The 13,442-nt window shown below is 63.2% G+C and carries 10 protein-coding genes; 2 read left to right on the top strand and 8 right to left on the bottom strand.

Going from position 1 to position 13,442, the window contains the following annotated elements; translation table 11 throughout:
* Window position 1: 1 nt before the first annotated feature.
* The 5 genes from AB7M32_RS26670 to AB7M32_RS26650 form a co-directional block, all read right to left on the bottom strand.
* Window positions 2-1,378, bottom strand: coding sequence for an L-serine ammonia-lyase (locus tag AB7M32_RS26670; protein ID WP_454251872.1), 1,377 nt, complete (start codon window positions 1,376-1,378; stop codon window positions 2-4).
* 237 nt (window positions 1,379-1,615) lie between these two features.
* A complete protein-coding gene (gene gcvP, locus AB7M32_RS26665; RefSeq protein ID WP_454251871.1) occupies window positions 1,616-4,465 on the bottom strand; it encodes an aminomethyl-transferring glycine dehydrogenase in 2,850 nt (949 codons plus the stop codon).
* 10 nt (window positions 4,466-4,475) lie between these two features.
* Window positions 4,476-4,859 (bottom strand): glycine cleavage system protein GcvH, encoded by a 384-nt coding sequence (gene gcvH, locus AB7M32_RS26660; protein ID WP_092252034.1) that lies wholly within the window; start codon window positions 4,857-4,859, stop codon window positions 4,476-4,478.
* A gap of 417 nt (window positions 4,860-5,276) precedes the next feature.
* Window positions 5,277-6,785, bottom strand: coding sequence for a sigma-54-dependent transcriptional regulator (locus AB7M32_RS26655; protein ID WP_454251870.1), 1,509 nt, complete (start codon window positions 6,783-6,785; stop codon window positions 5,277-5,279).
* Between the two features lie 219 nt (window positions 6,786-7,004).
* On the bottom strand, window positions 7,005-7,910 hold the full coding sequence (locus AB7M32_RS26650) for a LysR family transcriptional regulator (protein WP_454251869.1): 906 nt from the start codon (window positions 7,908-7,910) through the stop codon (window positions 7,005-7,007).
* Window positions 7,911-8,022: 112 nt separating this feature from the next.
* On the opposite strand from AB7M32_RS26650, the gene AB7M32_RS26645 reads away from it, so the two are divergent.
* Both AB7M32_RS26645 and AB7M32_RS26640 read left to right on the top strand, forming a co-directional pair.
* A complete protein-coding gene (locus AB7M32_RS26645) occupies window positions 8,023-8,901 on the top strand; it encodes an MBL fold metallo-hydrolase (protein ID WP_454251868.1) in 879 nt (292 codons plus the stop codon).
* Between the two features lie 201 nt (window positions 8,902-9,102).
* Window positions 9,103-9,717 (top strand): NAD(P)-dependent oxidoreductase, encoded by a 615-nt coding sequence (locus AB7M32_RS26640; RefSeq protein WP_454251867.1) that lies wholly within the window; start codon window positions 9,103-9,105, stop codon window positions 9,715-9,717.
* Window positions 9,718-9,839: 122 nt separating this feature from the next.
* Here the strand turns inward: AB7M32_RS26640 and AB7M32_RS26635 are convergent, their stop codons facing one another.
* Genes AB7M32_RS26635 through aauS form a run of 3 tightly spaced genes read right to left on the bottom strand, consistent with a single transcriptional unit; the run spans window position 9,840 to window position 13,420 of the window.
* On the bottom strand, window positions 9,840-10,169 hold the full coding sequence (locus tag AB7M32_RS26635; RefSeq protein WP_170842284.1) for a GlpM family protein: 330 nt from the start codon (window positions 10,167-10,169) through the stop codon (window positions 9,840-9,842).
* Window positions 10,170-10,193: 24 nt separating this feature from the next.
* On the bottom strand, window positions 10,194-11,522 hold the full coding sequence (aauR, locus tag AB7M32_RS26630; protein ID WP_454251866.1) for a two-component response regulator AauR: 1,329 nt from the start codon (window positions 11,520-11,522) through the stop codon (window positions 10,194-10,196).
* A complete protein-coding gene (gene aauS / locus AB7M32_RS26625; RefSeq protein ID WP_454251865.1) occupies window positions 11,519-13,420 on the bottom strand; it encodes a two-component sensor histidine kinase AauS in 1,902 nt (633 codons plus the stop codon). The genes aauR and aauS overlap by 4 nt, the downstream gene beginning before the upstream one ends.
* Between the last annotated feature and the right edge of the window lie 22 nt (window positions 13,421-13,442).

The raw sequence follows: 13,442 nt of genomic DNA, 5'->3' as shown, positions 1-13,442 counted from the left end.
GTCAGCATTCGATGATGTTGACCGCCAGACCGCCGCGGGCGGTCTCCTTGTATTTGCTTTTCATGTCGGCGCCGGTCTGGCGCATGGTGCGGATGACTTTGTCGAGGGAGACGAAGTGATGCCCATCGCCGCGCATGGCCATGCGCACCGCGTTGATGGCCTTCACCGAGCCCATGGCGTTGCGTTCGATGCACGGCACCTGTACCAGCCCGCCGATCGGGTCACAGGTCAGGCCGAGGTTGTGTTCCATGCCGATCTCGGCGGCGTTTTCCACTTGCTGCACGGTGCCGCCGAGTACTTCGCACAAGGCGCCGGCGGCCATGGAACAGGCCACGCCGACTTCACCCTGGCAACCGACTTCGGCGCCGGAGATGGAGGCGTTTTCCTTGTACAGGATGCCGATGGCGGCGGCGGTCAGCAGGAACCGCACCACGCCATCCTCGTTGGCCCCGGGAATGAAGCGCATGTAGTAATGCAGCACGGCCGGGACGATGCCCGCCGCGCCATTGGTCGGGGCGGTGACGACGCGCCCGCCATAGGCATTTTCTTCGTTGACGGCCAAGGCATACAGATTGACCCAATCCAGCACCGACAGTGGGTCGCGCAGTGCGGCTTCGGGGTTCTTGCACAACTGGCGGTGCAACGCCGCAGCCCGGCGCTTGACCTTCAGCCCGCCCGGGAGAATCCCTTCGTTGCGACAGCCGGCCGCCACGCAATCCTGCATCACCTGCCAGATCTTCAGCAGGCCGGCGCGGGTCTCGGCTTCGGGGCGCCAGGCGCTTTCGTTGGTCAGCATCACCTGGCTGATGGACAGGCCATAGGTGGTGCAATGGCCCAGCAGATCCTTGGCGCTTTTGAACGGGAAGGTCAGGGGCGTGGCGTCTTCGACGATGCGGTCGGCACCGGCGGCGTCTTCATCCACGACAAAGCCGCCACCGACCGAGTAGTACTCGCGGCTGCGCACTTGCAGCCCGGCGGCATCGAAGGCGCGGAAGATCATGCCGTTGGGGTGAAAGGCCAGCGGCTTGCGGATCATCGCCAAGTGCAGTTTTTCGTTGAATTCAATGGAGTGTTGGCCGAGCAGGTTCAGACGACCGTTGCTGCGGATCTCCTGGAGCCGGGCGTTCACCGTTTCGGTGTCCACGGTGTCGGGATGCTCGCCCTCCAGGCCCAGCAGTACGGCTTTGTCACTGCCGTGGCCCTTGCCGGTGGCACCGAGCGAGCCGTAGAGCTCGACCTTGACGCTGGTAATGCTTTCAAGCAGGTCGTCACGGCGCAGCCCCTCGGCGAAACGGGCAGCGGCACGCATCGGGCCGACGGTATGGGAGCTGGAAGGACCGATACCGATCTTGAACAGGTCGAACACGCTTAACGACATGGTGTTTCTCCGGTTTCTTTTTATGAGGATCGACGGTTATGAAATGGGGCACAGGCTCCTTTGTGGGAGCGAGCTTGCTCGCGATAGCGGAGTGTCAGTCAACATTTCTGTCAGCTGTCACACCGCTATCGCGAGCAAGCTCGCTCCCACAGGGAGATGTGGTTTCCTTGAGAAAGTGACCTTGCACAAGGTTCGCGGTGTTGTTGAGAGGAGCGAGCAAGCCCGCCCCTCCACAGGTCAAGCGTAGCTTTCGATCGACGGGCAGGCGCAGACCAGGTTGCGGTCGCCGAACACGTTGTCGACCCGACCCACCGGCGGCCAGTATTTGCCATCGATCAACGACGCCACCGGGTACACCGCCTGTTCGCGGCTGTAGGGGTGAGTCCACTCGCCGACGAGCTCCGCCGCGGTGTGCGGGGCGTTCTTCAGCGGGTTGTCGTCTTTGTCCAGGCTGCCATTTTCCACCGCGCGGATTTCTTCGCGGATGCAGATCATGGCGTCGCAGAAACGGTCCAGTTCTTCCTTGGATTCGCTTTCGGTCGGTTCGATCATCAACGTGCCGGCCACCGGGAACGACATGGTCGGCGCGTGGAAACCAAAGTCGATCAGGCGTTTGGCCACGTCATCGACACTGATGCCACTGCTGTCCTTGAGCGGACGCAAATCGAGAATGCACTCGTGGGCCACCAGGCCGTTGCTGCCGGAGTAGAGCACTGGGTAGTGTTCTTCCAGGCGACGGGCAATGTAGTTGGCGTTGAGGATCGCCAGTTGCGACGCGCGCTTGAGGCCCGCGCCGCCCATCATGCGGATGTACATCCAGGTGATCGGCAGGATGCTCGCGCTGCCGAACGGCGCCGCGCACACCGCGCCTTCCTTGCGTGCCATGTTGGCATGGCCCGGCAGGAACGGTGCCAGGTGCGATTTGACGCCAATCGGGCCGACGCCCGGGCCGCCACCACCGTGGGGGATGCAGAAGGTCTTGTGCAGGTTCAGGTGCGACACGTCGCCGCCGAACTTGCCCGGCGCGCAGAGGCCGACCATGGCGTTCATGTTGGCGCCGTCGATGTACACCTGGCCGCCGTTGTCATGAATGATGCCGCAGATTTCGCGGATGCCTTCTTCGAATACGCCGTGGGTGGACGGGTAGGTGATCATCAGCGCGGCGAGGTGTTCGCGGTGCTCGATGGCCTTGGCCCGCAGGTCTTCGATGTCGACGTTGCCACGGGCATCGCAGGCGGTCACGACCACGCGCATGCCGGCCATGTTGGCGGTGGCCGGGTTGGTGCCGTGGGCCGAGGACGGGATCAGGCAGATGTCGCGACGGTCTTCGCCACGGCTCTGGTGATAGGCGCGGATCGCCAGCAGGCCGGCGTATTCGCCCTGGGAACCGGCGTTGGGTTGCAGCGACACCGCGTCATAGCCGGTGGCGGCGCAGAGCATGGCTTCCAGCTCGTCGGTCAGTTGCTGGTAGCCAGCGCTTTGCTCGGCCGGAGCGAACGGGTGCAGGGCGCCGAACTCGGCCCAGGTCACCGGGATCATTTCGCTGGCGGCGTTGAGTTTCATGGTGCAGGAACCCAGCGGGATCATGGTGCGATCCAGTGCCAGGTCCTTGTCGGCGAGCTTGCGCAGGTAGCGCATCAGCTCGGTTTCGGAGTGGTAGCGGTTGAACACCGGGTGGCTGAGGATCGCCGATTGGCGCACCAGCTCGGCCGGGATGCGGCTTTGCACGGTGGCGGCCAGCGCCGCGAAGTCCGGCAGTGCCTTGCCGTCGGCCAGTACGCTCCACAGCGCTTCGACGTCAGCTTGGCTGGTGGTCTCGTCCAGGGACAGGCCCAGGCGTTCCGTGTCCACCACACGCAGGTTGATGCGTTGGGCGCGGGCCTTGTCGTGCAGGGCGGCGGTTTGCGCGCCGGTGTGCAGCGTCAGGGTGTCGAAGAAGCTCTCTTGCTCGACGCTCAGGCCCAGCGCGACCAGGCCCTTGGCGAGGATCGCGGTCAGGTGATGGATGCGGTTGGCGATTTGCACCAGGCCTTTGGGGCCGTGGTACACGGCGTACATGCTGGCGATGTTGGCCAACAGCACTTGGGCAGTGCAGATGTTGCTCGTGGCTTTCTCGCGGCGGATGTGTTGCTCGCGGGTCTGCATCGCCAGGCGCAGGGCCGGCTTGCCGAAGCGGTCCACGGAAACACCGACCAGCCGGCCGGGCATGTCGCGCTTGAAGGCGTCCTTGGTGGAGAAGTACGCCGCGTGTGGGCCGCCGAAACCCAGCGGCACACCAAAGCGCTGGGCGCTGCCGATGGCCACGTCGGCACCGAATTCACCCGGCGGGGTCAGCAAGGTCAGGGCCAACAGGTCCGCGGCAACGGCCACCAGGGCGTTGGCGGCGTGGAAGCGTTCGGTCAGTTCGCGGTAGTCGAACAGGTCGCCGTTGCTGGCCGGATATTGCAGCAGCGCGCCGAAGAAGCCGCTGACGTCGCTCAGTTCGCGCTCATCGCCCACCACCACGTCGATGCCCAGGGGCTCGGCACGGGTGCGCAGCACGTCGAGGGTTTGCGGGTGGCTGTGCACGGAGGCGAAGAAGGCGTTGCTGCCCTTGTTCTTGCTCAGGCGCTTGCAGAAGGTCATGGCTTCGGCGGCGGCGGTGGCTTCGTCGAGCAACGAGGCGTTAGCGATCGGCAGGCCGGTGAGGTCGCTGATCAGGGTCTGGAAGTTCAACAGCGCTTCGAGACGGCCCTGGGAAATTTCTGGCTGATACGGGGTGTAGGCCGTGTACCAGGCTGGGTTTTCCAGCAGGTTGCGCAGGATCGGTGCCGGCGTGTGGCAGTTGTAGTAGCCCTGGCCGATGTAGGTCTTGAACAGTTGGTTCTTGCTGGCGATGGCCTTGATCGAGGCCAGTGCGTCGGCTTCGCTCTGGCCGTCGCCCATGTCCAGCACGCTGGTGCCCTTGATGCTTTCCGGGATGACACTGGCGCTCAACGCTTCCAGAGAGTCGTAACCCAGGCGCTCGAGCATGGCTCGCTCGTCGCTGGAACGCGGGCCGATGTGGCGGGCGATGAATTCGTTGGCGGTGCCGAGATTAACGGTCATGGTGCGCTCCTCAGGCTTCGGCGTTGGCTTTGATCAGGCGATCGTAGGCGTCTTGATCCAACAGCTTAGCCACTGCGTCGGCGTCGGTCGGTTTAAAGCGGAAGAACCAGCCTTCGCCCATCGGATCTTCGTTGACCAGTTCCGGGCTGGCGTCGAGTTTGTCGTTCACTTCGAGCACTTCACCGTCCAGGGGCATGTACACACCGCTGGCGGCCTTGACCGACTCCACGGTAGAGGCCTCGGCGCCTTTGTCATAGGCCTGCAATTCAGGCAGTTGCACAAAAACCACGTCGCCCAATGCGTTCTGCGCGAAAGCGGTAATGCCTACGGTGACGCTGCCGTCGGCTTCGGTGCGCAGCCATTCGTGATCTTCAGTGAAACGCAACTCGCTCATGGAAACTCCTGGGGCCAGATTCGTCTGGTGGACGCGAAGAAAGGCGCGGGGGTGGGCCGGCCGAATGTAATACCCATAGCAAGAACGCGGCCAATGTTTATAAGTGCTTATAAATCAACGGATTGATTGATTTTATCGAGGCTCGATTCAATTCGTCTGTAGCGAAATCGCTACAGTCGTACGCCTGGAGAAAATCGTTGTGGGATCAAAGCCTTGTACAGTGCCGGTTAGCGGCAGGTGTATCGATATCATTCCACTGTAGCGCTTTCAGTACAGGTGGAGGTCGTTTTTGGCTTGATTCTGAAACGCAACGCCGGCCCCTTGTGGGAGCGAGCTTGCTCGCGATAGCGGTGGTTCAGTTTGCACTGAGGTGGCTGGCAGTCCCCCAATCGCGAGCAAGCTCGCTCCCACAGGGGCCTACGGCTTCCCGGAAATCCCGTACTTGCGCAATCGATGGGCAATCGCGGTGTGGGAGGTTTGCAGGCGGCTGGCCAACTGGCGGGTGGAGGGGTAGTTGGCGTAGAGGCTTTCGAGCAGGTGCTTCTCGAAGGTTTCCACGGCCTGTTCCAGGCTTTCGACTTCCACATCGCCCTGGCGCGCCACGGAGGTGCCGGCGATGTCCAGGTCGCCGATGTCCACCAGGCTGCTTTCGCAGATGGCGGCGGCGCGGAAGATCACGTTCTGCAGTTGCCGCACGTTGCCCGGCCAGCGGTTGCCCAGCAGCGCCGGATAAGTACCGGGAGCCAGGCGGCAGACCGGGCGCTGGATCTGCGCGCAGGCCTGCTGCATGAAGTAGCGCGCCAGCAGCAGGATGTCCTGGCCGCGTTCACGCAACGGTGGGACTTCGACGTTGAGCACGTTCAGGCGATAGAACAGGTCCTCGCGGAACGAGCCTTCGCTGACCATTTTCTCCAGGTTGCGGTGGGTGGCGCTGAGGATCCGCACGTTGACTTTGACTTCCCGGTCGCCGCCCACCCGGCGGAAGCTGCCATCGTTCAAGAAACGCAGGAGCTTGGCTTGCAGGTACGGCGACATCTCCCCGATTTCATCCAGGAAAACCGTGCCCTGATTCGCCAACTCCATCAGCCCTGGCTTGCCGCCCCGTTGCGCCCCGGTGAAGGCGCCGGGGGCGTAGCCGAACAGCTCGCTTTCCGCCAGGTTCTCCGGCAGCGCGGCGCAGTTCAGGGCCAGGAACGGCGCGCTGTGACGAGCGCTGATGGCGTGGCAGGCACGGGCCACCAGTTCCTTGCCGGTGCCGGTTTCGCCCTGAATCAGCAGCGGTGCATCCAGGGCCGCGACCCGCTGGGCCCGGGCCTTGAGGGTGCGGATCGCCGGGGATTCGCCCAGCAGCGCGTCGAAACCTTCGGCGTGATCGTGGTGCAGGGCTGACAGACGTTCGCCGATGCGATTGGGCTGATAGAGTGTCAGCAGCGCGCCGGCGTCGGTGATGGGCGTGGCGTCCAGCAGCAAGGTCTGGCCATTGAGGGTGACCTCCCGCAATGGCAGGCGGAAACCGTTTTCCAGCAGGGCGCTGAGCAATGCCTCGTCACTGAACAGCTCGGCCACGCTTTCCCCAGCCGGTTCCCGACCGTACAGGGCGATCAGCGCCGGGTTGGCCAGCAATACCTTGCCGACGCTGTCCAAGGCCAGCACCGGGTCGGTCATGGCGGCGAGCAAAGCGTCGAGCTGCAAGTGCCGACGCTGGCCCGGCAGGATGTCCACCACGGTGACCGCCTGCACGCCGCGCACACTGAACAGCGCCTCGCGCAGCTCGTCGAGCACTTGCGGGCTGAGGGTCGGGGCGTCGATATAGACGTTGGGCGGCACCATCTCCACGGCATCCAGGTTGAGATTGCGCCCACCGAGCAAGGCCAGGACTTCCTGGGTGATGCCGACGCGGTCGATGAAACTGACGTGGATACGCATGGGACGGTTTTGGGTTCTGGGATGCGGAGGGTGGCCAGTATGCCTTGGGGCGGGCTGTTGGTGAAATCCTGGGACGGTACTTGAGAAAACTACCTTGGCCCTTGTGGGAGCGAGCTTGCTCGCGATAGCTGAATATCAGTCAACATCTCTGCTGGCTGTCACACCGCTATCGCGAGCAAGCTCGCTCCCACAGGGGGACAGTGGTGAGGCGAATGTTTTCTACAACCCCACATCCCACTCCGGCCTCTCGGGAAACTTCAGCACCAGAAAATCCAGCAGGCTGCGCAGTGCCGAGGGCATGTGTTTGCGTGAGGCGTACACCGCGTACATGTTCATTCGGCGCGGTTCGGCATGGGGCAGCAGACGGATCAGTTCGCCGTTCTTGAGGTGGGCGCCGGCCTGGTAGCTGGGTAGCATGGCCACGCCGGCCCCAGCCATGGTCGCCCGCAGTAGCGTGCTGGCTTCGTTGGTGCTGATGTTGCCCTGCACCGGTACAGAAACCTGCTCGCCGTCCTGCTCGAAATGCCACAGGCTCTTGCCCACATAGGAGTGGGTCAGGCAATTGTGCCGGCTCAATTCCTCGACCCGCTGCGGCGCGGGGTGATCGCGCAAATAGGCGGGGGAGGCGCAGATCACCGAACGGCAGACCGTCAGGCGGCGGGCAATCAGGTTCGGGTCCAGGTCGTTGCTCATGCGGATCGCCAGGTCGATGCGCTCGTCCACCAGGTTCACGGTGCGATCGAGCAATTGCAGGTCGACCCGCACCCCGGGGTATCGCTTGACGTATTCGGCCAGGGCGCTTGCCAGTTGAGCCTGGCCGAACGAAGGGCTGGCACTGATGCGCAGCAGGCCCCGCGGTGTGTCGTCCGCCGTACTGACCGCCGCCTGCATGTCGCCGGACAGCTCCAGCATCTGCCGGCAGCGCGGCAGGATCTCGGAACCTGCGGCCGTCAGGCTCAGCTTGCGGGTGGTGCGGTGCATCAGCCGGGCACCGACCCAATCTTCCAGCTCCGCCAGGTAGCGCGATACCACTGGCCGCGACAGGTCCAGATGCTCGGCCGCCGCCGACTGGCTGCCCAGGTCGAGCACCGTGACGAACACCCGCATTGCTTGTAGACGATCCATGATTTGCCCGATTTCAGAAACAAACTATGTTGGATCATCGCATTTTTTGAAATGAACCAGGTCACTAAGCTCCGTCTTATTCCCTTTCGGGCTTTTGGACAATGGAGCACCCATGACCGCATTCACCCCATTCAAGCGCCTGTTGCTGGCGACCGCATCAATGGCGTTCGCCGCCCACGCCTGGGCCGCGGACCTGACGTTGGACGTCTATAACCCGGGTACGGCGGCGATTTTTCCGGTGACCTCGGTACTGGTCAGCGGCAAGAAGGAGGCGATCCTGGTAGACGCCCAGTTCGGCAAGTCCCAGGCCGCACAAGTGGTGGAAAAAATCCGCGCCAGCGGCAAACAACTGACCACGATTTACATCAGCCACGGCGATCCAGACTACTATTTTGGCCTGGAGACCCTCACCGCCGCGTTCCCTGAGGCCAAGGTGCTGGCGTCGGCGCCGACCGTCGAACACATCAAACACACCATGGACGGCAAACTGAAATACTGGGGGCCGATCCTGAAGACCGATGCGCCGACCAAAGCCATCGTGCCCCAGGTGCTCAAGGGCGACAGCCTGACCCTGGAAGGCCAGCGCTTGCAGGTCGTCGGCCTCGATGGCCCGCAGCCGGACCGCAGTTTCGTGTGGATTCCATCGATCAAGGCGGTGGTTGGCGGTGTCGTGGTGGCCGAGAACCTTCATGTGTGGATGGCCGATACCCAGGCGCCGCAGTCTCACAAGGATTGGCTGGCGACCCTCGCCAATATTGAAAAACTGCAACCGAGTACGGTGATTCCGGGTCACTACCTGGGTGACAGCGCCCGTTCCCTGGCCCCGGTGCGCTTCACCGCCGGTTACATCAAGGCTTTCGACGAAGAAACCGCCAAGGCCAAGGATTCCGCCGCGCTGATCCGTGCCATGAAACTACGCTATCCGGACCTGGGTGAAGACAGCTCCCTGGAGCTCAGTGCCAAGGTGGCGAAGGGCGAGATGAAGTGGTGAATACCGATCTGCGATCGGAGCACCGTTGTGGCGAGGGGATTTATCCCCGCTGGGCCGCGAAGCGGTCCTAAGAAGGCTGACCAAGTTACATCAGGCCTGTGGCATGTGATGCATTTAGGGGACTGCTTCGCAGTCTAACGGGGATAAATCCCCTCGCCACAAGCGCATGTATTTCAACACCGCTAATCACTGGAGAACACCATGAGCAAAATCGCAATCATCGGCGCCACCGGGCGTGCGGGTAGCCAACTGTTGGAAGAGGCCCTGCGCCGTGGTCACAGCGTGACGGCCATTGCCCGCAATACCGCGAAAATCGGCGAAAGGGCCGGAGTGGTCAGCAAGCAGTTGGACGTATTGGACAGCGAGGCCCTGATCGCCGCCATCGACGGGCATGATGTGGTGATCAGTGCCGCGCACTTTGCCAGCGTGCCGGCCGACAAGGTCATCGCACCGGTGAAAGCCGCCGGGGTCAAGCGCTTGCTGGTGGTCGGCGGGGCCGGTTCGTTGCTGCTGCCGGATAACAGCCGGGTGATCGACAGCGACGGCTTCCCGGAGGAATACCTGGCCGAAGCCAGCGCCGGTGCATTGTTCCTGGATGTGCTGCGCAAGGAACAGGACCTGGACTGGACCTTCCTTTCGCCTTCGGCGGAGTTCGTCGAAACCGAGCGCACGGGCCAGTTCCGTGTCGGCAAGGATCACTTGCTGTTCGACGCCGACGGGCGTAGCTGGATCAGCTTCGCCGACTACGCCATTGCGATGATCGATGAAGTGGAAGCGCCGCAGTTTTCGCGGACGCGGTTTACCGTCGGTTATTGAGCCGTAGGTTTTTGTAGGAGCTGTCCAGCGAAGCGAGGCTGCGATCTCTCGATCGTTCGCTAGAGACTCAAGTGCCCAAGCAAAGATCGCAGCCTCGCGCTGCTCGACAGCTCCTGCAGGGATCAGCCGTGAACCCGCACCCAAACGGTGACCAGCACCGTCGCTGCCATCAGCCAGGCGACGGCTGCCACGGCCAATGAGGCTTCGAGGCGCAGGCGGTCGACCATGACGTACAGCGTTGCGAGATAGACGAAGTACGGAATGATCGACCACATGCCAAACACGATGGTGGTCTTCAGATCGTCCACCGAGCGGCCTTTGCCAACGATGTAGTGGGCGATCAGGGCGAAGGTGGGGAACAGCGGCACCAGCCCGGCGATGTAGTAATTCCTGGTCTTGGCCAGCATCGCCAGGATGACCACCACGGCTGCACCCAGCGCCGCCTTGAAAATCAGGTCCACACGTTCACCCTTCGGTTAATGGCTCAGGCCATATTTTTTGACTTTGTCGAACAGCGTGGTCTTGGCCATGCCCAGTTCCTGACTGGCCTGGGTCAGGTTGCCGCCGCTGCGTTGCAGGGCGTCCACCAGCAGGTTGCGCTCGAACGCTTCCACCGCTTCGGCGAAGGCCAGGCCCTGGCTGCCGCTGCTGGCACCAGACCTCTTGAACGCCGGCAGGCCGAGGGCGTAGCGCTCGGCGACGTTGCGCAGTTCGCGCACATTGCCCGGCCAGTCGTGGCTCATCAGGTTCGACAGGGTCTGGTTGTCCAGCTCCGGCACCGTGCGGTCGAAGCGCAGGGACGACTGCTGAAGAAAATGCTCGAACAATTGCAGGATGTCTTCGCGCCGCTCGCGCAGCGGTGGCAGTTCCAAGGTCACCACATTGAGGCGGTAATACAGGTCGCTGCGGAATTGCCCGGACCGGCCCATTTCGTCCAGGTCGGACTTGGTGGCGGCGATCACCCGGCAATCCACCGCCACGCTCTGGTTCGAGCCCAGACGTTCGAGGGTGCGTTCCTGCAACACGCGCAGCAACTTGATTTGCAAGGGCAGGGGCATGCTTTCCACTTCATCGAGAAACAGCGTGCCGCCATCGGCGTGCTCGATCTTGCCGATCCGGCGTTTGCCGGCACCGGTGAAGGCGTTGGCCTCGTGGCCGAAAATCTCGCTTTCGAACAGGTTCTCCGGCAGGCCGCCGCAGTTCAGTGCGACGAACTGCTTGTCGTGGCGCCGGCTGAAATCATGCAGGCAGCGGGCGACCAGTTCCTTGCCGGTGCCGGTTTCGCCTTCGATCAGGACGTTGGCCGAGGTGTCGGCGACGTTGGCGATCAGCGCGCGCAGATGCTGCATGGCCGGCGAGCGGCCAATGATCCGGCCTTCCAGGGAGTCGCGTTCGGCCAGTTGTCGACGCAGTGCGAACACTTCACGGGCCAGGCTGCGCTGTTCCAGGGCGCGACGGGCGACCTCCACCAGGCGCTCGGGGGAGAAGGGTTTCTCCATGAAGTCATAGGCGCCTTTTTGCATGGCCCCGACGGCCATGGAAATGTCGCCGTGGCCGGTGATCAGCACCACCGGCAGGCTGCGATCCCGCGCCTTGAGACGCGTCAGCAGTTCCAGGCCGTCGATGCCCGGCAGCCGAATATCGCTGATGACGATGCCGGCAAAGTTATCGTCGACTCGCTCCAGGGCCTCTTCGGCGCTGCCCACGCCGATGCAGGGAATGTCTTCCAGGCTCAGGGCCTGCTGGCAGCCCAGCAGGACGTGGGGGTCGTCTTCGACGATCAGTACGCTCAGGTCGTGGTTCATAGCGGCTCGGCAGGTGAAAGGCTGACCAACGGTAGATTGAGGACAAACGTAGTGCCACGCTCAAGCGGGTACTCGACGCCCAGGTGTCCACCCGCGGCGGCGGCCAGGCTCGCCGAGAGCGTCAGGCCCAGGCCCAGGCCCTGTTCGCCAGGTTTGGTGGTGAAGAACGGTTCGAACAAATGCTTGCGGGCTTCCGGGTCGATGCCGTGACCATTGTCCCGCACCCGAAGGCGATACTTGCCATCGGCGGCCTGGCCGTCGAGCCACAGTTTCGGCTCGGGTTGCGTTTGCATGGCGTCCAGGGCGTTGCCGATCAGGTTCACCAGGATCTGTTCGAGGCGGGTCTGGTCGATTTGCAATTGGACGTCATCGAAACTGCTGTGGATCTGGATGTCCAGGTTTTCCAGGCGCCCGCCCAGCAATTGCAATGCGGCCTCGACGGCCTTGCCCAGGCTCGCCCGGCCCTGGTCATCGCCGCGCCGGGCGAAGGCGCGCAGGCTGGCGGTGATCCGGCCCATGCGGTCGATCAATTCGTTGATGGTCTTGAGGTTGGTGCTGGCGATGTCCAGCTGGCCGCGCTCCAGGAAGCGTACGGTATTGCCAGACAAGGTGCGCAGCGCCGCCAGCGGCTGGTTGAGTTCATGGGCGATGCTGGTGGACATCTGGCCGATGGCCGCCAATTTACCGGCCTGGACCAGTTCGTCCTGGGCCCGGCGCAAGGTCTCTTCGGCCTGGCGTCGCTCGCGGATCTGGCCCTTGAGTCGTTCGTTGCTGGCGCGCAGGTCGGTGGTGCGTTCGGTAATCCGACGCTCGAGCTGGTTGTTGGCTTCCTGCAAGGCTTCCCGGGCCGCAAGGCGGGTGGCGATGACCTTGCGTCGTTCGTTCCAGGCGATCAGCAGGAACGCCACCAGGGCGAAGGCCACGGCCACCAGGATGCCTTGGTTGATCGCCTGGCGCCGCAGGTCTTCAAGGGGCGTCAGCAGGGTGAAATTCCACGGGGTATCGCTCAAGGGCCGGGTCTGCGACAGGTAGCTGATGGCGCGCTCGTCGGACACCAGTTCGGCGTTGGCCGGGAAGGTCAGCTTCTCCATGCCTTCGGCCAGGCGTTCCCGGGCCAGGGGCACCAGTTCATTGAGCGGGAACCAATAATATTGCAGGCTGCGGGCCAGGCGTTCCTTGGTCTCGTCGCTCAGGGGGCGCACCGACTTGAGCCGTCGCGCCGGGTCGCTGGACAGGATGATGATGCCGTTCTCATCACTGACGAACGCCTCCAGCCGCGCTCTCTGCCAGCGCTCTTCCAAGGCTTCGAGGCGCACCTTGACCACGGCCACGCCAATGATTTTGCCTTGTTGCTCCAAGCCATGGGCCAGATAGTAGCCGGGTTCGCCATTGGTGCTGCCGATGCCGTAGAACCGTCCCGGCTGGCCGCGTACGGCGTTCTGGAAATAGGCGCGGAAGGACAGGTCTTCGCCCAGGTAACTGTCGACATCGCGCCAGTTGCTGGTGGCCATCACCCGACCGGTGGTGTCCATCACGTAGATGGCCCGGCTGCGGCTGCGGCGGTTCAGGCCTTCGAGGTATTCGTTGACGGTCTTGCGATGCTCGGGCGTGGGGTCGTCGAGCAGTTGCGAGACACTCGATTCAAGCTCCAGCAGGCTGGGCAGGTAGGTGTACTTGCTGATTTCGCTCTCGACCGCACGGGCGTGCAGCTCCAGCTGGCGCTCGCCATTCTCGGCCAGGCCACGCACGCCATAGTGTTCGCTGATCCAGAAGCCGAGGTAACCCAGGCCGATCATCAGCGCAATGACCAGCGGCGGCAGGAACAGATGGCGGATCAGGCGGGGTTTCACGGCGAGTGATGGCGGCGCGGCGCGATAGAGGGTGGGGTCGCATTTCATCACAGAAGCCTTGGGTCAACCA

This window comes from Pseudomonas sp. R151218B TE3479 (assembly GCF_053629195.1).
The sequence above is the reverse complement of the archived record's forward strand: the minus strand, read 5'-3'. Positions and strand labels throughout refer to the sequence as shown.

What these genes read in the sequence shown, in the direction of transcription:
- AB7M32_RS26670 (WP_454251872.1), bottom strand. Translation starts at nt 1,378, where the DNA reads ATGTCGTTAAGCGTGTTCGACCTGTTCAAGATCGGTATCGGTCCTTCC.
- gcvP (WP_454251871.1), bottom strand. Translation starts at nt 4,465, where the DNA reads ATGACCGTTAATCTCGGCACCGCCAACGAATTCATCGCCCGCCACATC.
- gcvH (WP_092252034.1), bottom strand. Translation starts at nt 4,859, where the DNA reads ATGAGCGAGTTGCGTTTCACTGAAGATCACGAATGGCTGCGCACCGAA.
- AB7M32_RS26655 (WP_454251870.1), bottom strand. Translation starts at nt 6,785, where the DNA reads ATGCGTATCCACGTCAGTTTCATCGACCGCGTCGGCATCACCCAGGAA.
- AB7M32_RS26650 (WP_454251869.1), bottom strand. Translation starts at nt 7,910, where the DNA reads ATGGATCGTCTACAAGCAATGCGGGTGTTCGTCACGGTGCTCGACCTG.
- AB7M32_RS26645 (WP_454251868.1), top strand. Translation starts at nt 8,023, where the DNA reads ATGACCGCATTCACCCCATTCAAGCGCCTGTTGCTGGCGACCGCATCA.
- AB7M32_RS26640 (WP_454251867.1), top strand. Translation starts at nt 9,103, where the DNA reads ATGAGCAAAATCGCAATCATCGGCGCCACCGGGCGTGCGGGTAGCCAA.
- aauR (WP_454251866.1), bottom strand. Translation starts at nt 11,522, where the DNA reads ATGAACCACGACCTGAGCGTACTGATCGTCGAAGACGACCCCCACGTC.
- aauS (WP_454251865.1), bottom strand. Translation starts at nt 13,420, where the DNA reads ATGAAATGCGACCCCACCCTCTATCGCGCCGCGCCGCCATCACTCGCC.